This is a genomic window from Sorangium sp. So ce726, assembly GCF_051521405.1.
GTDB lineage: Bacteria > Myxococcota_A > Polyangia > Polyangiales > Polyangiaceae > Sorangium.
Window position 1 is genome coordinate 1,650,330 of record NZ_CP150349.1, and the last position, 18,546, is coordinate 1,668,875.

22 protein-coding genes are annotated in these 18,546 nt (G+C 69.0%); 10 read left to right on the forward strand and 12 right to left on the reverse strand.

Translation table 11 applies throughout. The features are described from left to right. The first annotated feature begins 16 nt into the window (after nt 1–16). Complete coding sequence (locus WME79_RS06155) at nt 17–556, forward strand: hypothetical protein (protein WP_437533181.1); 540 nt, start codon at nt 17–19, stop codon at nt 554–556. After that, the gene (locus WME79_RS06160; protein ID WP_437533183.1) at nt 553–1,980 is read left to right on the forward strand and encodes an MFS transporter; all 1,428 of its coding nucleotides are present in this window, start codon (nt 553–555) and stop codon (nt 1,978–1,980) included. Before WME79_RS06155 ends, WME79_RS06160 begins: the two co-directional genes overlap by 4 nt. A gap of 125 nt (nt 1,981–2,105) precedes the next feature. Here the strand turns inward: WME79_RS06160 and WME79_RS06165 are convergent, their stop codons facing one another. Then, nucleotides 2,106–2,606 (reverse strand): DinB family protein, encoded by a 501-nt coding sequence (locus WME79_RS06165; protein ID WP_437533186.1) that lies wholly within the window; start codon nt 2,604–2,606, stop codon nt 2,106–2,108. Between the two features lie 331 nt (nt 2,607–2,937). Here WME79_RS06165 and WME79_RS06170 point away from each other — a divergent pair, with 331 nt between their 5' ends. Both WME79_RS06170 and WME79_RS06175 read left to right on the forward strand, forming a co-directional pair. Next, nucleotides 2,938–3,687: a siderophore-interacting protein gene (locus WME79_RS06170; RefSeq protein ID WP_437533189.1), complete on the forward strand. Its 750-nt coding sequence runs from the start codon at nt 2,938–2,940 to the stop codon at nt 3,685–3,687. A gap of 66 nt (nt 3,688–3,753) precedes the next feature. Beyond that, a complete protein-coding gene (locus WME79_RS06175) occupies nt 3,754–4,452 on the forward strand; it encodes an O-methyltransferase (protein WP_437533192.1) in 699 nt (232 codons plus the stop codon). Nucleotides 4,453–4,541: 89 nt separating this feature from the next. On the opposite strand, the gene WME79_RS06180 is transcribed toward WME79_RS06175, so the two are convergent. The 7 genes from WME79_RS06180 to WME79_RS06210 form a co-directional block, all read right to left on the reverse strand. Next, nucleotides 4,542–5,636 carry a GNAT family N-acetyltransferase gene (locus tag WME79_RS06180; RefSeq protein ID WP_437533194.1) on the reverse strand — a complete coding sequence of 365 codons (1,095 nt, stop codon included), beginning with the start codon at nt 5,634–5,636 and terminating at the stop codon, nt 4,542–4,544. Beyond that, complete coding sequence (locus WME79_RS06185; RefSeq protein ID WP_437533197.1) at nt 5,633–6,421, reverse strand: MBL fold metallo-hydrolase; 789 nt, start codon at nt 6,419–6,421, stop codon at nt 5,633–5,635. Before WME79_RS06185 ends, WME79_RS06180 begins: the two co-directional genes overlap by 4 nt. Continuing rightward, nucleotides 6,418–7,059: a class I SAM-dependent methyltransferase gene (locus tag WME79_RS06190; protein ID WP_437533200.1), complete on the reverse strand. Its 642-nt coding sequence runs from the start codon at nt 7,057–7,059 to the stop codon at nt 6,418–6,420. The genes WME79_RS06185 and WME79_RS06190 overlap by 4 nt, the downstream gene beginning before the upstream one ends. 180 nt (nt 7,060–7,239) lie before the next feature. After that, nucleotides 7,240–7,854, reverse strand: a complete 615-nt coding sequence (locus tag WME79_RS06195) for a DNA-3-methyladenine glycosylase I (RefSeq protein ID WP_437533203.1) — start codon at nt 7,852–7,854, stop codon at nt 7,240–7,242. Next, on the reverse strand, nt 7,851–8,147 hold the full coding sequence (locus WME79_RS06200) for a YciI family protein (RefSeq protein ID WP_437533206.1): 297 nt from the start codon (nt 8,145–8,147) through the stop codon (nt 7,851–7,853). The genes WME79_RS06195 and WME79_RS06200 overlap by 4 nt, the downstream gene beginning before the upstream one ends. Before the next feature lie 17 nt (nt 8,148–8,164). Continuing rightward, nucleotides 8,165–8,830, reverse strand: coding sequence for a TetR/AcrR family transcriptional regulator (locus WME79_RS06205; protein WP_437533209.1), 666 nt, complete (start codon nt 8,828–8,830; stop codon nt 8,165–8,167). A 146-nt stretch (nt 8,831–8,976) separates the two neighbouring features. Continuing rightward, a complete protein-coding gene (locus WME79_RS06210) occupies nt 8,977–9,870 on the reverse strand; it encodes a hypothetical protein (RefSeq protein WP_437533212.1) in 894 nt (297 codons plus the stop codon). A gap of 326 nt (nt 9,871–10,196) precedes the next feature. Between WME79_RS06210 and WME79_RS06215 the strand changes: the two genes are divergently transcribed. Genes WME79_RS06215 through WME79_RS06225 form a run of 3 tightly spaced genes read left to right on the forward strand, consistent with a single transcriptional unit; the run spans nt 10,197 to nt 14,538 of the window. Further along, nucleotides 10,197–10,895 (forward strand): glutamine amidotransferase-related protein, encoded by a 699-nt coding sequence (locus WME79_RS06215; RefSeq protein ID WP_437533214.1) that lies wholly within the window; start codon nt 10,197–10,199, stop codon nt 10,893–10,895. A 54-nt stretch (nt 10,896–10,949) separates the two neighbouring features. Further along, complete coding sequence (locus tag WME79_RS06220) at nt 10,950–13,097, forward strand: molybdopterin oxidoreductase family protein (RefSeq protein ID WP_437533217.1); 2,148 nt, start codon at nt 10,950–10,952, stop codon at nt 13,095–13,097. 1 nt (nt 13,098) lies between these two features. Next, the gene (locus tag WME79_RS06225; protein WP_437533220.1) at nt 13,099–14,538 is read left to right on the forward strand and encodes an FAD-dependent oxidoreductase; all 1,440 of its coding nucleotides are present in this window, start codon (nt 13,099–13,101) and stop codon (nt 14,536–14,538) included. A 147-nt stretch (nt 14,539–14,685) separates the two neighbouring features. On the opposite strand, the gene WME79_RS06230 is transcribed toward WME79_RS06225, so the two are convergent. Further along, nucleotides 14,686–15,255: a class I SAM-dependent methyltransferase gene (locus WME79_RS06230; RefSeq protein WP_437533223.1), complete on the reverse strand. Its 570-nt coding sequence runs from the start codon at nt 15,253–15,255 to the stop codon at nt 14,686–14,688. Between the two features lie 62 nt (nt 15,256–15,317). Between WME79_RS06230 and WME79_RS06235 the strand changes: the two genes are divergently transcribed. Then, nucleotides 15,318–15,776 carry a MarR family winged helix-turn-helix transcriptional regulator gene (locus WME79_RS06235; protein WP_437533226.1) on the forward strand — a complete coding sequence of 153 codons (459 nt, stop codon included), beginning with the start codon at nt 15,318–15,320 and terminating at the stop codon, nt 15,774–15,776. Nucleotides 15,777–15,809: 33 nt separating this feature from the next. Here the strand turns inward: WME79_RS06235 and WME79_RS06240 are convergent, their stop codons facing one another. The 3 genes from WME79_RS06240 to WME79_RS06250 are packed head-to-tail and all read right to left on the reverse strand — an operon-like array spanning nt 15,810 to nt 17,452. Next, nucleotides 15,810–16,478 carry a glutathione S-transferase family protein gene (locus WME79_RS06240; protein ID WP_437533229.1) on the reverse strand — a complete coding sequence of 223 codons (669 nt, stop codon included), beginning with the start codon at nt 16,476–16,478 and terminating at the stop codon, nt 15,810–15,812. Nucleotides 16,479–16,521: 43 nt separating this feature from the next. Further along, on the reverse strand, nt 16,522–17,112 hold the full coding sequence (locus WME79_RS06245) for an SRPBCC family protein (RefSeq protein ID WP_437533231.1): 591 nt from the start codon (nt 17,110–17,112) through the stop codon (nt 16,522–16,524). 10 nt (nt 17,113–17,122) lie between these two features. Continuing rightward, complete coding sequence (locus WME79_RS06250; RefSeq protein ID WP_437539776.1) at nt 17,123–17,452, reverse strand: ArsR/SmtB family transcription factor; 330 nt, start codon at nt 17,450–17,452, stop codon at nt 17,123–17,125. Between the two features lie 219 nt (nt 17,453–17,671). Here WME79_RS06250 and WME79_RS06255 point away from each other — a divergent pair, with 219 nt between their 5' ends. Together WME79_RS06255 and WME79_RS06260 are read left to right on the forward strand one after the other, a co-directional pair. Further along, nucleotides 17,672–18,190 (forward strand): SRPBCC family protein, encoded by a 519-nt coding sequence (locus WME79_RS06255; protein WP_437533234.1) that lies wholly within the window; start codon nt 17,672–17,674, stop codon nt 18,188–18,190. Next, on the forward strand, nt 18,174–18,533 hold the full coding sequence (locus tag WME79_RS06260) for an ArsR/SmtB family transcription factor (protein WP_437533237.1): 360 nt from the start codon (nt 18,174–18,176) through the stop codon (nt 18,531–18,533). Before WME79_RS06255 ends, WME79_RS06260 begins: the two co-directional genes overlap by 17 nt. Nucleotides 18,534–18,546 lie beyond the last annotated feature (13 nt).

Sequence of the window (18,546 nt, forward strand, 5' to 3'; positions counted from 1 at the left end):
GAGCTGGAGGCCGCCCATGACCGAGAACTCCCTTGAACTGTTCGTCCATCGCACCCGCGCCAGCTGGGGACCGCTCAGCAGCGAGCTTGTCGCCAGCTGTCGCCATCACCTGGAACAGCTGGCGAACGCGCACGCCTCCGAGCCCTGGCTCGCGGCGCTGCACGGGGAGGCGCCCGCGTCCAGGGAGCTCTACCGGGATGCGAAGGACGGCTTCGTGCTGCAGGCCCACACCGAGCAGGCCGGGCTCTACCGCCCGCCGCATGACCACGGTCGCGGCTGGGTGATCTACGCCCTGCAGCGCGGAGAGATCGCGATGTCGACCTACGCTCGCGTCGAGACCGGAGTCGGCGTCCAGCTGGTCAAGCGTGACGAGACCCTGTTGCGCGCCGGGCAGGCGCAGCTGTTCTTGCCTGGAGACATTCACGATACGTGCTGCGTTGCCGGCCCGGCGCTGCTGTTCCGTTTCACCGAGCGCGATCTCAGACAGGAAGATCAGGTCGCGCGGCGGGTGACCCGCTATGTCGAGCGCAACGGCGTCTGGACGGTGGGAACATGATGGCGCTGCGCACCTCGATCGCGGACGCGCCCCTGCCGAGCGAGGTGCCCGATCAGGCGGCTTCCGGTGTGCAGGGCCCGGCGCGCGTGGAGGCGATTGCGTGCGTGCTCGCGGCCATGGTGCTGGTGGTGCTCTCCGCGGGCATCGCCAACGTGGCGCTGCCTGCGCTGGCGTACGCGTTCCAGGTGACGCCCGCCGCGTCGGTGCGCGTCGTCAGCGCCTACCAGCTCGGGCTGGTGATGGCCCTGTTGCCGTGCGCCGCGCTGGGCGAGAGCCTGGGCTATCGCGCCGTGTTCACGGCAGGCGTCGGGCTGTTCACGGGCGCGTCGGTGCTGTGTGCGCTGGCGCCATCGCTCCACTGGCTGGTCGCTGCGCGCTTTTTGCAGGGGCTCGGGGGCGCCGCCGTGATGGCGCTCGGCGTGGCGCTGCTGCGCTTCGTGGTTCCGCAGGCGCAGCTGGCAGCCGCCATCGGCTGGAACGCGCTCGCTGTGGCGCTGTCCTCGGCCGCAGCGCCCACGGTCGGCGCCGTGCTGCTCTCGAGCGCAAGCTGGCCCTGGCTGTTCGCCGTCAATCTGCCGCTCGGCGTGGCGGTGCTGCTCGCCACGCGCGGCCTCCCCGATGTCCCCGGCACGGCGCGAGCGCTGGACGCGACCAGCATGGCGCTGAACGCGGGTGCCTTCGGCGCGCTGATCGCAGGCGCGGAGCAGCTGCCGGCGGAGCCAGCGCTCGGGGCCGGCTTGCTTGCAGCGTCCGTCCTGAGCGCGACCCTGTTGCTCCGCCGCGAGCTGCGGAAGGAGGCGCCCCTGGTGCCGCTCGACCTGCTGCGCAGCCGCTCATTTCGCATCTCCGTGATCGCCTCGGTCGCCTGCTTCGCGGGACAGGCCTCAGCCCTGGTCGCGCTGCCCTTCTATTTGCGGCACAGCTTTGGCCAAGAGGCTCTGAGCACCGGGCTGCTGATCACGCCGTGGCCGCTGAGCGTGGCCATCGTGGCGCCCATCGCGGGCCGCCTCGCCAACCGCATCTCGACGGCCTGGCTGTGCGCGACGGGCGCGGTGTGTCTCGCGCTGGGGCTCACCGCGCTCGCGTCGTTACCGGCACACGGCAGCGCGCTGGCGCTGGTGCCGTTCGTGGCGCTGTGCGGCGCAGGCTTTGGCCTGTTCCAGGTGCCGAACAACCGCAACATGTTCCTCGCGGCGCCGCGCGCGCGGAGCGCCGCCGCGGGCGGCATGCAGGGCACCGCGCGGCTGGCCGGCCAGACGGCGGGCGCCGTCGTCATGACCTTGCTCTTCACGATCATGCCAATCGATGCCGCGCCGCGCATCGGCCTCGGTATCGGCGCCGTGCTGACGCTGAGCGCCGGGATCGTCAGCACGCTGCGCGCCGGCTCGCACCGCAGCCATGACGGTGGGCGGATGGGCAGCTGAAAGCCGCTGTGTACGAGCTCTTCGAACCACCGGAGGCGCTGGCGATTCGCAAGGTACCGAGGCCGGCGCCGCTGGATGACGAGGTCCTGATGGGCGCTGACGGCGCCGGTCGCGTTTCCGTGCTCTTACGGTTCCATCTTCAACAAGTCGGTATCGCCGGGGTGTGCACCCGCCGCCGTCAACATCGCATGCACCTGTCCGCGATGGTGCGTCTGATGGTTGAACATGTGCATCACCAAAAAGGCGTGGGTGCGCGGCACCTTGGTCTTGCGTCCGCCCGGAGACCTGACCGGCGATCGCGTGAGCCATGCCGGATCGAGCGCCTCTGCCCAGGCCACGATGTCCGCGTCGAGCCCGATGCGCGCCGCGCGGAGCTCTTCCCATTCCTTGTAGCGGTCGCTGGACCTGTTCATCGGCGTCGCCGGGTGGGGGCGCTGGGCGAACCGACCCATCCAGACCTCGTCTGCCCACAGAATGTGATTGAGCGTGCCGTGAATCGAGCCGAAGAAAGCGCCGCGGTCCCGCTTGCGGTCGGCCTCGGATAGGGCGTCTGCCGTGCCGTACAGGTTGCTGTTCTGCCACCGGTTGTAGGCGGCCATGGTCACCACGTACTTCGTATCGATCACGCTCGAAGCCTCCGCGGGTGAAGCCTAGCCTTTCGTTCTCGCAAACGCTTCCGAAGATCAGAGGAAGGAACGACCCTGCCCCAGAGAGGCGCTCTGCGGCCCCCTTCGACCCGACGCGATGTCAGCTCGGACGAGCGTATCAAGCTGGCGTGGCCTGGCGGCTCGCGCGAGCTCGTTCGCCTCCTGGACGTCTCCGCGACTCGTCCAGCCCATCGGACGCACAATCGGTGTCGCCCTCGAGTTTCGCCGCTTCGCTGCCATGGCCGTTTTGAAACATAGTTTGTCTTGATTGCGCAATGCGGTCAACAGCGCCGATCGCTATGTTCTTCTCGTGCCCCCGCCTTCCACCGCGCCATCGGGCGTCGTCGAGTCCTTGGTCCATCGCCTCGTCTCGCGCCGCGTCACGGTTCGCGAGGTCGAGCCCGTGGGTGATGCGTTCCGCCTCGTCACTCTCGTCGGAGAAGATCTCGAAAACCGCCGCTGGATACCCGGCGACATGATCCAGATCGGCTTCGCCGGCCTGGCCGGGCGAGCGTACACGCCGCTCTCCTTCGATCTGCGGACCGGCTCCACCACGTTCCTCGGCTACGTCCACGGACACGGCATCGCGTCGAGCTGGCTCGCTTCGGCGACGATCGGAGAGCAGCTCTTCCTCGTCGGCCCGCGCTCGGCGCTGGGCCTCGACGCCGTGAATCGGCCGATGCTCTTCTTCGGCGACGAAACCTCGTTCGGCACCGCGGCCGCGATTCGAGCGACGCCGGAGGGAACGCGAGACGTCGCGCTCTGGTTCGAGGTGGAATCCGCCGAAGCCTCGCGCATCGCGCTCGAGCGGATCTGCGTCACGAACGGCGTGACGCTCACCACGCGTGAGCCGCAGGATCGTCACCTCGATCGCATCGAGAGCGACATCACGAGAGCGCTCCGCGCTGCGCCGCAGGCGCGATGCGTCTTCACGGGGAAGGCTCCGTCGATCCAGCGCCTCTACAGGGCGGTACGGCGAGCAGGCATCTCCGCAAAACAGGTCATCAACGTCGCCTACTGGGCCCCAGGTCGGAAGGGATTCTCCGGTGTTCAACGCTAGCGGTAATGCCTGTGAGGAGGGTAAGCGAATGCTCCGAGAATGTGTGTTCTGGACCCGAGGCCGATCATGAAATCCGACGCCTTGGCCGTCCTGCCCGACGGGCGGGTGCGCGCCGTGTTGCGGCGCCTCCACAACGAGGCCGACCGGCAGGTGCCGGGCGTCCTCCTCCACTTCCTGCCGCAGCTGCCGCGGATGCTCCTCGGCCGCCCCGTCGACGCCCCGGGCACGGAGCTCGACTTCGCCGACAAATACCTCGCGATCGCGCCCGATCAGGGCGCCTTCTGCTACCTGACGGCGCGGGCGCTCCGCGCCAGGACCATCGTCGAGTTCGGCACGTCCTTTGGCGTCTCGACGCTGTGGCTGGCGGCGGCGGTGCGCGACAACGGCGGCGGTCGCGTCATCGGCACCGAGCTCGTGCCGGAGAAGGCGCTTCGCGCGCAGGCGCACCTGGAGGAGGCGGGGCTCGCGTCCTTCGCCGAGATCCGCGTGGGTGACGCGACCGAGACGCTGCGGGCGGACCTCGGCGAGGTGGACTTCATGCTCAACGATGGGTTTCCGCTGCGGGCCCTCGACGTGCTGAAGCTCGTCGCCCCGGCCCTTCGACTGGGCGCCGTGGTGGTGACCGACAACGTCGGCGTCTTCAAGGCCGACTACCGCGACTACGTCGCTTACGTGCGCGATCCGCGCCACGGTTTCGCGTCGATGACGGTGCCCTTCCGCTCGGGCACCGAGTACTCGGTTCGGCAGCCGGCGCACCCGGGCTGACCGGCGACCAAGGGCAGCCCCGACCAGCAGCGGGGGCCCGGGTCGCATCGCGACGGCAAGGCGCTCGTCGACGATCCCGAGGGCGACGGTCAGCCGCCCGGGTCGCGGCCGGCGCGCACGTAGGCCACGACGGCGCCGCGCCTCGACCACCGCACGAAGCCGAGCCGCTCGAGCAACCGCACCGCCGCCGTGTTGGCTTCCTCGGCGCTCGCGCGCAGGCTGGGCACGCCGCGGGCGCTCGCTTCGCGCACGACGGCGGACGCCATCTCGCCGCCGTAGCGCTGGCGGGTGAGCGCCGGGTCGACGGCGACGACGAGCTCCTCGACCTCGCCGTGGATCTTCGCGAGACCGGCGACGCCGACGAGCGCGCGCTGGCCGTTGCGCGCGACGAACATCCCGAGCTCGCCTCGCGCGAAGCGCTCGTCGCTCGCGCGGACGGCCCCGCCCATCCACGCGGCGTCGAGCGCCTCGCCCTCGGGTCCACGGCAGCGCACGTCCTCCTTCGCGAAGAGCGCGACGAGCGCGGGGACGTCGGCCGCCGACCATGGCTCGAGCGTCAGCCGATCGGTGGCGAGCACCCGCGGCGCCTCGCCCGGCGCGCGGCGCAGCGCATGGAGCCAGTCGGCGAGCAGCGCGCCGGCCTGCGCGCGCGCGTGGACGGGGTCCGCGGCCTCGGTGACGAGCGCGCCCGCTTCGGCGAACGCCGCGCCGAGCATGCGCGCCAGGGCCTCGACGGGGCGCGGGCGGAGCAGCCCGCGCTCCATCCAGCCCGCGAGCAGCGTGGTCACGAGCGGCGCGTTCGCCGCGCGATCGACGTCATCGAACGACCGGAGCACCCGCGGGCCGTCGCGGAAGACGATCGCCTGCACGTCGGCGTCCGTGCACGCATCGAGGTAGGCGTCGCAGGCCGCCGCGACGCTGTCCCAGCCTCCTCGCGACCGCGCGGCGGCGAGGACGCGCCCGCCGATGTCGTGAAAGAGCTCCGCGACGACGGCGGCGAAGAGCTCGTCCTTGCTGGAGAAGTGGTGGTAGAGCGCGCCGTGCGTCACGCGCGCCGTGCGACAGATGGCGCCGACGCTCGCCTGATCGTGGCCGTGCTCCGCGAACGCGCGCCGCGCCACCTTCAGGAGCCGCGCGCGCGTCGCGTCCTTCTGCTCGGCGCGCGTGCGCACGCGCGCGGTCACCGCGCTCCCGCCCTGGCGCTGAGCGCGCGATATTCCTCGGGCGAGTGCGCCGAGAAGACCGACACGATCTCCTGCGTGCGCCGCAGCTCGCGCAGGCGCTCGAGGTTCTCACGCCGCGCGGCCGGCAGCGCGGAGGTCACCCGCGCCGCGAGCCGCGTCGCCCACGGGGCGGTCCGCCCGGGGTCGAGCTCCACCGGATCGAGATAGGCGTCGCCGGCGTGGAGCAGCCACCGTCCGCGCGCCTCCACGGCGACGCCCGTGTGACCGCGCGTGTGCCCGACGAGCGGCACGAGGAGCACCTCGGGCGGCAGGCCGCGCAGATCGCGCGCGGCGCGGAATCCGAGCCAGGCCTCGCCGTCCTCGTACGTCTCCCACCGCGCGACGTGCCGCCACAGGGCCGCGTCGTAGCGCGGGTCCACCGGGGCGCGCTCAACGCTCGCGCGCTCCGGCGCGTACAGGTGCACCGTGGCGCGCGGGAAGTCGCGCAGCCCGCCCGCGTGATCGACGTCCAGGTGGGTCAAGACGACATGGCGCACGTCGTCAGGCGAGAACCCGAGCGCGCCGAGCTGCGTGAGGGCCGACTCCTCGAGCGTGAAGCGCGGCCGGAGCGTCCACCGGTTCATGAGCGACATGCGCCGCCGAGGATCCTCGCTCACGTGATGCCCGATCCCGGTGTCGATCAGCACGAGGCCGTGGGCCGCGGTCTCGAGCAACAAGCAATGGCAGACCGCTTCGCCGCCGAGCAGCGGGCAGAAGGAGCCGCAGTTGAGGTGATGCACCTTCATGGCCGCGCCGCGAAGACGAGCTGCGCGGTCCCGCGCGCGAGGGAGATCGGCTCGGAGGAGGCGAGGCCGGCGGCCTCCAGCTCCTCGCGATAGCCGCGCTCGATGACCGCACGCACGGTCGGCGGCTCGAGCCCGAGGAGGAAGCGGCGCCACATGCGCGCGTAGCCCCCTTCGGCGGGCACGGCGTGATCGACCACGGCCAGGCGCCCGCGCGGCGCGAGCGCGCTCGCCGCGCGCACGAACAGCGCGTGGCGCGTCGCCGGGTCGAGCTCGTGCAGCACGAACGCCATGAGGACGACGTCGTAGCGAGCGCCGGCGTCGAGCTCGAGCGCGCGCAGATCTCGCGCGGCGAATGACGCGCCTGGGGCCTTTCGCCGCGCGCGCGCCAGCATGCGGTCGGAGCCGTCGATCGCGGTCACCGCGGCGCCTCGGGCGAGGAGCCGCGTCGTGAAGCTGCCGGTCCCGCAGCCGAGCTCCAGGACGCTCTCGCCTCCGGCGAGGGCGAGGCGCGCGACCACGTCGTCGCGCAGCGAACGCTCCCCGCCGACCGGCAGGTAGATCGAGCGCACGAGCGCGTCGTACAGGACCGGCGCGAAGGGCATCTCGAAGGTGCTCAGCGTGCTCTGCTCGTTTGGCATGATGAGCACATGTTGTTCACATTATGTCGTCATGTCAAGCCGTGGGCCGCGGGCGGGCGACGCAGGCGCCCGGGCGCGGGCGCGGGCGCCTGCGTCGCGGTGCCTGCCTCGACGCTGTAGACCGCACGCATCGCTCTCCGCCGCGCTTCCGGGGCCTTCGACCGTGACGGGTACGAGCTGTCAGCGTCGGGGACGCTTGAATCGCTCACGCGAGCGCTCGACGTCTCCTCGGATGACGCAGCCCTCGACGTGATCATTCACCAGCCCCATCGCCTGCATGAACGCGTACACCGTCGTGGGGCCGACGAACTTCCAGCCGAGCTTCTTCAGGTCCTTCGAGAGGGCGACCGACTCCGGTGATGTCGATACGGTCTGCGGTTGCGCGAGCCGCTCCGCGGCGGGCTCGTAGCGCCAGACGAACGCCGCCAGCGAGCCCTCGCGCTCGACGAGCTCTCTGGCGCATCGAGCGTTGTGGATGACCGCCTCGATCTTGCCGCGGTGGCGGATGATCCGCTCATCTCCGAGCAGCCGTTCGACGTCTCGCCCGGTGAAGCGAGCGACCTTGTCGAAGTCGAAGCCGTGGAACACCGCGCGGAAGCTCTCACGCTTGGCGAGGACGGTGCGCCAGCTCAACCCGGACTGGAAGCCCTCGAGGCTCAGCTTCTCGAACAGCCGGCGGTCGTCGCTGACAGGAAACCCCCACTCGCGATCGTGATAGTCGATGAACTCCGGCGCCGTACCGGACCAGCGGCAACGTGCTCGACCGTCGGGCCCCACGATCGTCGCGGTGCTCATGGCGCGTCGCCTCGCAGGAACCCGAGCCGCTCGTCGACTCGAGACGGCGCGATCTCGAGGAGCTCAGCGCTGACGACGCCCGCCGCGACGAACGGATCGCCGTTCACCCTGTCGCGAAGCTCCTCCATCGTGGTCCGATGCGCGAGGATCCCGCCGCCGCCATGGGGCTTCAGGCTCCCGACCAGCACGAACACGCCTTCGTCGAAACCACGCCGGATCCAGGCGTTGTGTTGCTCCATGTGCAGGCTGGCTTGACCCTTGTTATCGGAGAACTTGAGAAGGACAAGAAACACGGCGCATGCTCCTCGGGTTACGGCTCACGTCTGCCGCGGGGGCGGCCACGCGTCGTCTTGCGTTGCGTCGCCTGGATCCCCCGCTCTGACCGAGCGTCGGGGCCAGGCGGGCCGGCGCTGGTCGTCAGCGACAGCAACCACGCGTGCATCTGCTCCACTTCCTGCGCGATGAAGGTCTCGTCGTGGAAGGCGCTCGCCAGCGTGGCCACCCCCTGGCTCCGGGCCAGGAGGTGCATCGCGAGCTCATCAGCGTCGTCCGCCCGGCCGAGCAGGACGAACTGCCGACTCAGCCACGTCCGGAAGAGCGTGAACAGCCGGTTGGCTCCCGGTTGAGAAGGGTGGTCCAGTTTTGCGAGCTCAGCGCACAGGGTGCCAACCGGGCAACCGTATCGTTTGATGTTGGCGCGGTTCGCGATCAAGATGCCGATGAAGCTACGTATTCGGTCCGCGGGGCTGTTCCCCTCGATCTCCCACCGATCGAGCATCTGCTGCGTGTTGGCTAGGCGCTCTTCGATCACCGCATCGAGGATCTCGTCCTTCGTCTTGAAGTGGTAATAGAAATTGCCGCGTGAGATGCCGACGGCCTCCGCTATATCAGCGAAGGATGTGTGCTCGTAGCCCCGTCGATAGAAGAGGCCATCAGCCGCTTGAACGATCTGAGCGCGGGTCGTCGGGTTGCTCACAGCGTCGCCTCGCCCGGCGGCCGCTGTCGCAGCCGCGGAGAGTCGATCTAGTAGGACGATTGTCCTAGACTGTCAAGTGTTGCTGCGCCCGCCCTCGCCGTGGACCCCATCGCGACGAGCGCGAGCGGAGCGGCCCGGAGCGTGTGTCAGTCCACGGGCAGGATGTGCATCACGTGGCTCAGGCCGTCGCTCTCGTCCGGATCGTGGTCGGCCACGAACACCCGCTTGTTCGTCGGGTCGTACGCGACGCCCCGCACCTGCTGGAACCCGGACTCGACGACGGAAGCCACGCCGGCTGAGGTGATCCGATAAAGGCTCCCACCGGCGCTCCCCGTGAAGAGCGAGCCATCAGGACCGGCGGCGAGGAGGTCGGGTTGCTCGACGGTCGCCAGGACGGTGTACGTGCTCGGGTCGGACTGTGGGGCCTTCAGGATCTGCCCCAGGTCCTGATCGGACACGAAGAGGTCGGCGCCGACCGCCAGAACGCCGACCGGCTTCTTCAAACCTGTGATCACCTCGGGTTCGCTTCCGCCGAGCGAGAGCCGCCCGACGGCGCCCGCGCGATCGCCGGTGGAGAGGCGCACGAACCATGCGTCGAAGAGCGTTCCATCCGCCGCGACGGTGAGCCCGATCCGGCGTCGCTCGACGTCGAGGCCGGGGACGATCGCTGGTTCGCCGGAAGGCGGGATGAAGACGACATCGCCAGCAGTGCCGTAGCCGAACCGCGTGACCACGATGGTTCCATCCTCGGTCCGGACCAGCTGACCGAGCCCGGCGCCTTGCGGTGACGCGGCCGGTAACTGGCGGACCAACGCAAAGCCGCCCGCGTCCGTCCATTGGAGGAGCCGATTGCCGTTGTCGTCCGCCACATAGAGGGTCTGCTCCGCGTCATCCCACCAGAGGCCATTCGGATCGCCGTCGACCGCGATCTCCTTGGGACCGCGCTCGATCGTATCGGCGTCCGCCGGGCTCTGCTTCGAGGCTCCGCAGGCGGTCAGGAACAGGAGAACAACAGGAGCAAACTCGAGCCCACGCTTCATCGTCGTACCTCTCCATCGATCATGCGGCGAACACCTCCGCGACGCGGCTGCCGCGCCCCTTCGCGCCGGAGACCATGCGCGACCGCGCGCCCGCCGAGCCGAGCGATCGCGAGCCTGCCCGAGGACGAGGCCACCTCGGCGAGTCGCATTTCCATGGCGCGCATGCTTTACATCATGTAACGTATAATTGTCATGGGAAACCATCGAGGGCCGATACGAAGTGCAAGCGGAGGCCCTGTGTTTCGTGAACGTTTCATGGAGCAAGCGTCGTCGTGAGGCGAGCGATCGTGCTTCAGCACGTTGCGTTCGAGGGACCGGCGCGGCTCGTGCCGCTGCTCGTCGAGCGCGGGTATACGATCGAAGTCCGGCGGCTCGATCGCGGCGATGCTGTACCGGACCAACTGTCCACCGACGACGTCCTCGTGGTGATGGGAGGACCGATGGGCATCGGTGATCTGGAGCGGCCGGAATATCCGTTCCTCCGTCAAGAGCTCCAGCTGCTCCGTCGCCGCGTCGCAGAGGATGCGCCCGTGCTCGGCGTCTGTCTCGGCGCACAGCTCCTGGCGTTCGCGGCGGGGGCGCCGGTCCATGCGATGACCCAGGACGACGGTTCGCGGTGCTACGAGGTCGGATGGGCGCCGATCCGATTGCACCCGAGCGGCGCGGCCGACCCGATTCTTGGCGGCTTGCCTGAAGAATCCCCGGTGCTGCACTGGCACGGCGACATGTTCGAGCTGCCGGCGCGCGCCCGGCGCTTGGCCTCGACGCCACGCTGCCCCAACCAGGCATTTCAGCTCGGCTCACGCATGTTCGGGCTACAGTTTCATTGCGAGGTCGACGAGGAGAGCATCGAGGCGCTCCTCAGGGCAGACGCGGACTTCGTCACGCTCGCGAGCGGCTCGGGCGGCGTCGAACGTATTCGTCAGGACACCCAGCGCCATGCTTCGCTCTCGTGGGGTGTGGGGCCGCGCCTGTTACGAAACATTCTCGACGCAATGACACGCTCCGTCCGAGGCTGTGCGTGATCGAGCGATGCTGTTGACAATCGAACCCATCTGCGTTCGGCAGGCGTCTCGCGCATGCGCGCGAAGCGAGCCGGGAACAAGCTGCTCATCGTGAAGCCGAAGCTTCAGCTCGTCTCCGCGGCCGAGACGCTCGCGACGAGGACGCACTGTCCTTACTGCGCGTTTCAGTGCGGTATGACCATGAACGAGAGGGGGGCGCACGGCGTCGAGGTGCGCGCCGATCCCGACTTCCCCGTCAACCGCGGGCAGATGTGCATCAAGGGCTTCAACTCTGCGGCGCTCTTGAGCCACCCAGGCCGCGTGACGACGCCGCTCGTGCGCGGGCGCGACGGCGCGCTGCACAGGACGACGTGGAACGAGGCGCTGTCGCTCGTCGCCGAACGGCTGCGTTCCATCAAGGCGCGCCACGGCGCCGACGCGAACGGCGCCTTCGGGAGCGGAGCGCTGACCAACGAGAAGGCCTACCTCCTGGGCAAGTTCGTGCGGATCGCGCTCGGCTCTTCCCAGATCGACTACAACGGTCGTTACTGCATGGCCTCGGCGGCTGCGGGCCAGAACCGCGCGTACGGGATCGACCGCGGTTTGCCGTTTCCGGTGAGCGACATCGGCGAGACGAAGACGCTGATGCTCTGGGGGTCCAACTGCGCCGAGACGATGCCGCCGATCATGCAATGGGTACAGCAGCAGCGCGATCAGGGCGGAAAGCTGATCGTCGTCGATCCGCGCCGCACCGAGACGGCGCGGGCTGCGCATCTTCACCTGGCCCTGACGCCCGGCAGCGATCTCGCGCTCGGCAACGGCCTCCTCGCGCTCGCCATCGACATGGGGTTCGTCGATCGCGACTACATCGAGCAGCGCACGGTCGGGTTCGACTCGGTCCGGCGATCCCTCTCTTCGTACGAGCCCGCCCAGGTGGAGCGCATGACCGGGATCTCCCTGCCGACGCTGCGCGAAGCCGTTCGATGGCTCGCGACGAGCGAGAGCAGCATGATCCTCTCGGGGCGCGGGCCAGAGCAGCAATCGAAGGGGGCCGACACCGTGGTGACCTTCACGAACCTCATGCTGGCGCTGGGCAAGGTTGGAAAGCCCTTCAGCGGCTATGGCTGCTTGACAGGCCAGGGGAACGGACAGGGCGGGCGTGAGCACGGACAGAAGGCGGACCAGCTGCCGGGGTACCGCTACATCGTCGACCCTGCGGCCCGGGAGCACGTCGCGAAGGTCTGGGGCGTCACCCCGGAGTCGCTCCCGACCAAGGGCAAGAGCGCGTACGAGATGCTCGACGCGATCGGCACGGAGGGCGGCCTGCGTGGGATGCTCGTCCTGGGCTCCAACGTCGTCGTCGCCTCACCGAACGCCTCGTCGATACGTGAGAAGCTCGACAAGCTCGAGCTGCTCGTTGTGTGCGACTCGTTCATCAACGAGACGGCCGAGCAAGCGCATGTGATCTTGCCGATCAAGCAATGGGCGGAGGAAGAGGGCACCGTCACGAACCTCGAAGGGCGGGTCATCCTCCGGCGAAGAACGATGAACGCGCCGCCGGGCCTGCTCAGCGACACCGACATCCTGTGCGAGCTCGCGGAGCGGCTCGGCTACGGACAGCACTTCCGTTATCCGAACAGCGAGGCCATCTTCAACGAGCTCCGGCGCGCCACGGCCGGGGGGAAGGCGGACTACAGCGGCATCACCTACCGTCGTCTCGAGGAAGAGCAGGGCGTCTTCTGGCCCTGCCCCTCCGAGGAGCATCCAGGCACGCCGCGGCTCTTTGCCCAGCGGTTCTTCTTTCCAGACGGCCGCGCGCGCTTTCACGTCGTCCACCATCGCCCCGCGGGAGAGGAGCCGGACACGGACTACCCGCTCTACTTCACGACGGGGCGTTACAAGGAGCACTACAACTCGGGGGCGCAGACCCGCCGCGTCGAGAAGCTCACGGACGCGAAGCCCGAGCCGCGCCTGCAAATGCACCCACGCCTGGCCCAGCGCCTCGGCGCGGTGGACGGCGGGCTCGTGAGGGTCGAGAGCCGGCGCGGGGCCGTCACGTTCCGCGTGAGCGTGAACGCCGAGATCCGACCAGACACCTTGTTCGCTCCGTTTCACTGGGGTGGGCGAGCGGCGGCGAACATCCTGACGAACCCGGCGCTCGATCCGACGAGCCGCATGCCGGAGTTCAAGGTCTGTGCGGTCCGCGCAGCGGTGGAGAAATAAGGTGATAGCGCGGAAGAAAAGCATCGTCATCGTCGGCAATGGAATGGCGACATGCCGCCTGCTCGACGAGCTCGTGGCCCGCAACGCCCAGGAGCGCTACGACATCACGGTCGTCGGCGATGAGCCGGGCGGCGCCTACAACCGCGTGATGCTCAGCAAGGTGCTCGAGGGCGCCGAGCCGGACGCGGTCGTGACGAAGCCGCCCGCCTGGTACGACGAGCACCGTATTCGGCTCGTCTCGCCCTGCGTGGCAGAGCGCATCGATACCGTGGAGCGGCGCGTCGTCCTCCGTGGGGCCGAGCCGCTACGCTACGAGATCGCCATCCTCGCGACCGGGAGCCAGCCGGTCGTCCCCGCTATCGACGGCATGCACGACGAGCACGGCGAGCCGAAGCCGGGGCTCTTCGTGTATCGCACGATGGACGACTGCCTGCGGATGCGCGACTACGCCCGTCCAGGAGACAACGCGGTCGTCCTCGGCGGCGGCCTGCTCGGCCTCGAAGCCGCCAAGGTGCTCAGCGATCGAGGGCTCCACGTCACGGTCGTGCACCTGGCGCACGGCCTGATGAACACGCAGCTCGACTTCGTGGGCGGCGAGATGCTGCGGCGGCAGATCGAGCGGTGCGGGATCTTCGTCCGGGTGGGCCGGACGATCGAGAGCGTCCTCGGGAGCGAGCGTGTCGAGGGGGTGGTCCTCAACGACGGCGAGCGGCTGTCGGCGGATGTCGTCGTGGTGGCTTGCGGCATTCGCCCGCGGATCGATGTGGCGCGCAAGTCCCAGATCCCCGTCAACAAGGGGATCCTCGTCAATGACACCCTGGCGACGCAGGTCCCCGGCGTGTACGCGATCGGCGAGTGCACCGAGCACGCCGGCGTGACGTACGGGCTGGTTGCACCCGCATGGGAGCAGGCCACCGTGCTCGCGGGCGTGCTGACCGGCGCACAATCGCAGGGGCGCTACCGAGGCTCGAAGCTGTACGCTCGGCTGAAGGTCGCCGGCGTCGAGGTAGCGTCGTTCGGCGCGCTCGAGCCGAGCCTCGAGACGGATCGCACGATCCAGGTGGTCGAGGAGCGTGACTTCGCGTATCGCAAGCTCGTCCTTCGAGGTCGCCAGCTGGTCGGCGCGATGTTCGTGGGCAACGTGAGCAACGCGGCCAGCCTCGTGCAGACGTTCGATCGTGGGGATCCGCTGCCGGAAGACCCCCTGGAGGTGCTCTGCAACATCGTCGGCGCCGGCTCGGGGGGAGGCGGTGACCGTACGATCTGCAACTGCTTCAAGGTGACCGAATCGGCGATCGTCGCCTGCGTGAAGGACGGCGCCGACAGCGTCGAGGCCGTCACGGAGCAGACCAAGGCCGGCTCGGGCTGCGGCTCGTGCAAGACCGAGGTCGCTCGCCTCGTCCAGCTGAACGCGAAGCCGAAGCTGGCCGCGACGGGATGAACGGCAGCAGGCGAGGTCTCGCCGGGTCTCGCCGCTTGCCCTCCGGGGACCTTCAGAGCGCCGCGCGCACGCCGCTGGACGCTGGTGATGACGGTGATCCTGGGTGGCGTTTCGTCAATAGCATGCTATGTATCCGGGCGACGAGAGCTACTCTGTCGAGCGGACCAGCCAGTACCAGTGCGATCGGACAAGGCGCCGGCGGCTCGCCTTGGCGTCGCGCAGCGCGAAGCGAGGCGCGAACGTCGTCCCCACGGCGGCGGCGTCGAGCGAGATGCCGGCCGGCGCCGCGTCCAGCGCCCAGATCAGGTGGGTGCCGCCCGGCGCGAGGAGACGGGCGATCTCCGATGCGTAGCGGCCCTGCTGGGTCGCGTCGAGGCAATGGAAGCAGCCGACGTCGAACGACAGATCGAAGGGGCCGGTGAGCGTGTCCAGGTTCGTCACGTCGCCGACGATGAAGTCCGGCCGGACCTCGTCCGCGGCCACGCGGGCGCGCGCCTTCGCGATGGCGACCGGCGAGAAATCGACGCCGGTGACGCGGAGCCCCTGCTGGGCGGCGTAGCGCGAGAAGCGGCCGACGCCGCACCCGAGCTCGAGCACGCCGTTCGGCGCTCCTCGGCGCACGAGCGCGGCGATCTCAGGAGGGATCCGAATATCTCCCCACGGGGTGAGGGGACGGCGATAGGCGTGGTCGAAGTCGGCGCTGGTCGTGGGTAGCATGGGGCCTTCCGGGGTTCGGGTTGCTGTTGTCTTCGGAACACCTCCCATGTATATCGTATGCTATGAAAATCAAGGGAGGCCCCGCATGGGCGCCCGAGACCGTGCCCACCTTCTGGGTCAACCACGCCTCGCGGTTGATCATGCGCCACTTCGAGGAGCAGCTCCGCCCGCTCGGGTTCGGGATGGCCTACCTCCCGGTGATCATCGCCCTCGAGGAGAACGGCCCTCTCCTGCAAAGGGATCTCCTCGAGCGCGCCCACGTCGAGCAGCCGACGATGGCGGCGCTCCTCGGCCGGATGGAGCGGGACGGGCTGATCGTGCGCACGCCCGACCCGGCCGATGGCCGTGCGCGTCGGGTGTCGCTCACGGCCAAGGCCAAGGCCCGCCTGCCCGTGGTGAAGGGCGCGATGCAGCGGGTGGTCGAGCGCGCGATGTCGGGCGTGAACGAGCGGGAGCGCGCCGCGCTGATGGCGACGCTGCGACGGGTCGTGGAGAACCTCAACGACCCTGCCGCGGACTGATCGGCATTAGCGCATTGCGGCAGCCCTCTGGAGCTAGTCGCGATCGGTCGGCGCGCCGCCCGGGAAGTAGTGGCGGTAGGGGCGGCCGCCCTCCACAGCGCGTGCGACGGACGGGCGCTCGCGCAGGCGGCGGTAGTAGGCGCGCAGGTTCGGGTGGCCGTCGAAGGGGTGGACCCAGTCGGCGTAGAACAGCGACGGGGCGGCGGCGCAGTCGGCGAGGGTGAAGGACTCGCCTGTCGCCCAGGTGCGGCCGGCGAGCTCGCCGTCGAGCCAGGCGTAGACTTTGTCGAGGACGGCGCGGGCCTGAACCTCCCCGTACTCATCGCGCGGGTTGGACTGCATCTCGCGGATGCGGTTGTTCACGATCACCTGCATCGTATTCATGACGTAGTTGTCGAAAATGCGGTCGAACTTCCGCACCTGGAGCGCGGCGGCCGGATCGGGCGGGATCAGGCGGGCAGGATCCGGATGAGCCTGGTCGAGCCACTCGACCACGATGCTCGCCTCCCACAGGGTGAGGTCTCCGACCCTGAGCACGGGGAACTTGCCGAGCGGCCAGATCGCCGCCAGCTCCGCGCCAGCCTGCGGGTTGGAAGGCTCCAGCAGGCGCAGCTCGAAAGGGATGTTCTTTTCGTAGAAGGCGATGAAGGCCTTCTGGGAGTAGGACGAGAAGGGGTGGGCGTAGAGGATCGGCGTCGTCATGGTGGCCTTTTTGCCTCGCGTGTCTGCAAGCGGTTCGTGTCTGCTAGCGATCATGGTCCGGCGAGACCGCCGAGCCTTCCATCGGAGCGCCCGAAATTAGCGCAAAATCAACCTGATCGATGTTCTTGCCGGGTCTCTTCGCGCCCCTCGCCAGCTCTTCGCCGAGCGCGTCCAGCATCTGGAGCCAGCTCGGGTGAGCGCCGGTCCGGCGAGCGAGCGCCTCGCTCACGTTCTGCTCGAGCCTCACGAGCGTCCGCCCGTTTCGCTCGATGAAGGTGATCGACACGAGCGTCTCCTCCGGCCAGTCCCGATCGTGCCCCTGGCTCACGGAGGAGACGGGATTCCCGTTCGCGTCAGCGATGCGCATCGTGAACGCGAGCCGCTGCGGCCGCACGACCTCGCGATAGACACCGACGGTCCAGCAATCGCCGAACTGCGGGTTGTGGATGCACGAGTGGAAGCCTCCTCCCGGCCGGACGTCGATCCGCGTGAAGCGGATGGTGCACCCCCGCGGGGCGAACCAGCGCGCGAGCAGGTCGGGGTTCGTCCACGCATCGAACACCACGTCTCTCGGAAAATCGAACGTGCGCTCGATGAGGACCGTGGGCTCATGAGGGGGTTGAGGAGATTGCATTATGACGTGATCACCCTTTCTTTGGCGGATGCAGCTCGTGCAGGAGGTCGTCCAGTCGGCCGAACGCCTCCTCCCAGTGCTGCTGGTACTGCTCGACCCAGGTCGCCACCTCTCGCATCGGCGCGGGATTGAGCTGGCAAACGTGCTCCCGCCCGTCGCGCCGCTTCTCGATCAGACCCGCTCGTTCCAGGGTCGCCAGGTGCTTGGAGATGGCCTGTTGCGAGATCTGAAACGGCTGCGCCAGCTCGTGCACCGACGCAGGCCCCGTCTTGAGCCGCACGAGGATCGCGCGCCGGGTGGCGTCGCTCAGGGCGGCCAGGGTCGTGCTCAACGAATCCACAACCATATGGTTGTGGATCGCCATCCGGAAGTCAAGCGAAGGTCGAACACGTCCAGACCCTCGAGGTGGAAGACCCCCTGAAGCGCGTCATCGGACGCGAAGCTGGAGCTCGCCTGCTTCGCTGGCGCCGAACGCCACGGTCGCGCTGTGCGGACGATGTGCAATCAAATGGTTGCACATCGTCGCGCGGCAAAGTATTGTGCATCCAGGAGGTTGCACATGGCATCGACGGACAGGATCGAGAAGCGGGTCACGCTGCGCGCGCCCGTGTCACGCGTGTGGCGGGCGATCGCCGACGCCCGGGAGTTCGGGCGCTGGTTCGGTATCGAGCTCGAGGGCGAGTTCGTCGCGGGCAAGACGCTCACCGGCATCTTCGGCGAGGAGCTCAACGAAGCCGCCATCATCGACTACCAGAAGAGCCGCGGTCTCCGGCCTTCGAAGGTGAAGCTCCCCGAGAAGGGCGCGGTGTTCTGCACGGTGGAGCGCATCGAGCCGGAGCGGTACTTCAGCTTTCGCTGGATCCCGTATGGCATCGACGCCGAGGCCGACCCGGACAACGAGCCGACGACGCTCGTCGAGTTCCGCCTCGAGGGGGTCGCTGAAGGCACCTTGCTCACCATCGTGGAGTCCGGGTTCGACCGTGTGCCAGCGCATCGACGCGAGCGCGCGTTCCGCATGAACGAGGGGGGATGGGCCGCTCAGGCCGAGAACATCGCGAAGTATGTCGAAAGCGTGTGAACCGGCGGTCGCTGACGTCTTCTTCGCCCTCGGCGAAGGGACGCGGCTGTCGGTGGTGACCAGGCTCGGGGCCGGAGGGGCGCTGTCGGCGACCGCGCTCTCCGACGGAGCCAAGGTGACGCGACAGGCGATCGTGAAGCACCTTCGGGTGCTCGAGGGCGCGGGCCTCGTGACGCACGAGCGGCGCGGGCGCGAGGTCCTCTACGCGCTCGAGCCGCGGCGGATCGAGGAAGCCCGCGTGTTCCTCGACGGCATCTCCGCAGGCTGGGATCGCGCGCTCGAGCGCCTGCGCCGGATGGTCGAGGAGCCGTCTCCTCCGCCGGGGAAACGGGAAACGCGATAAGGAAGCGGCTTAT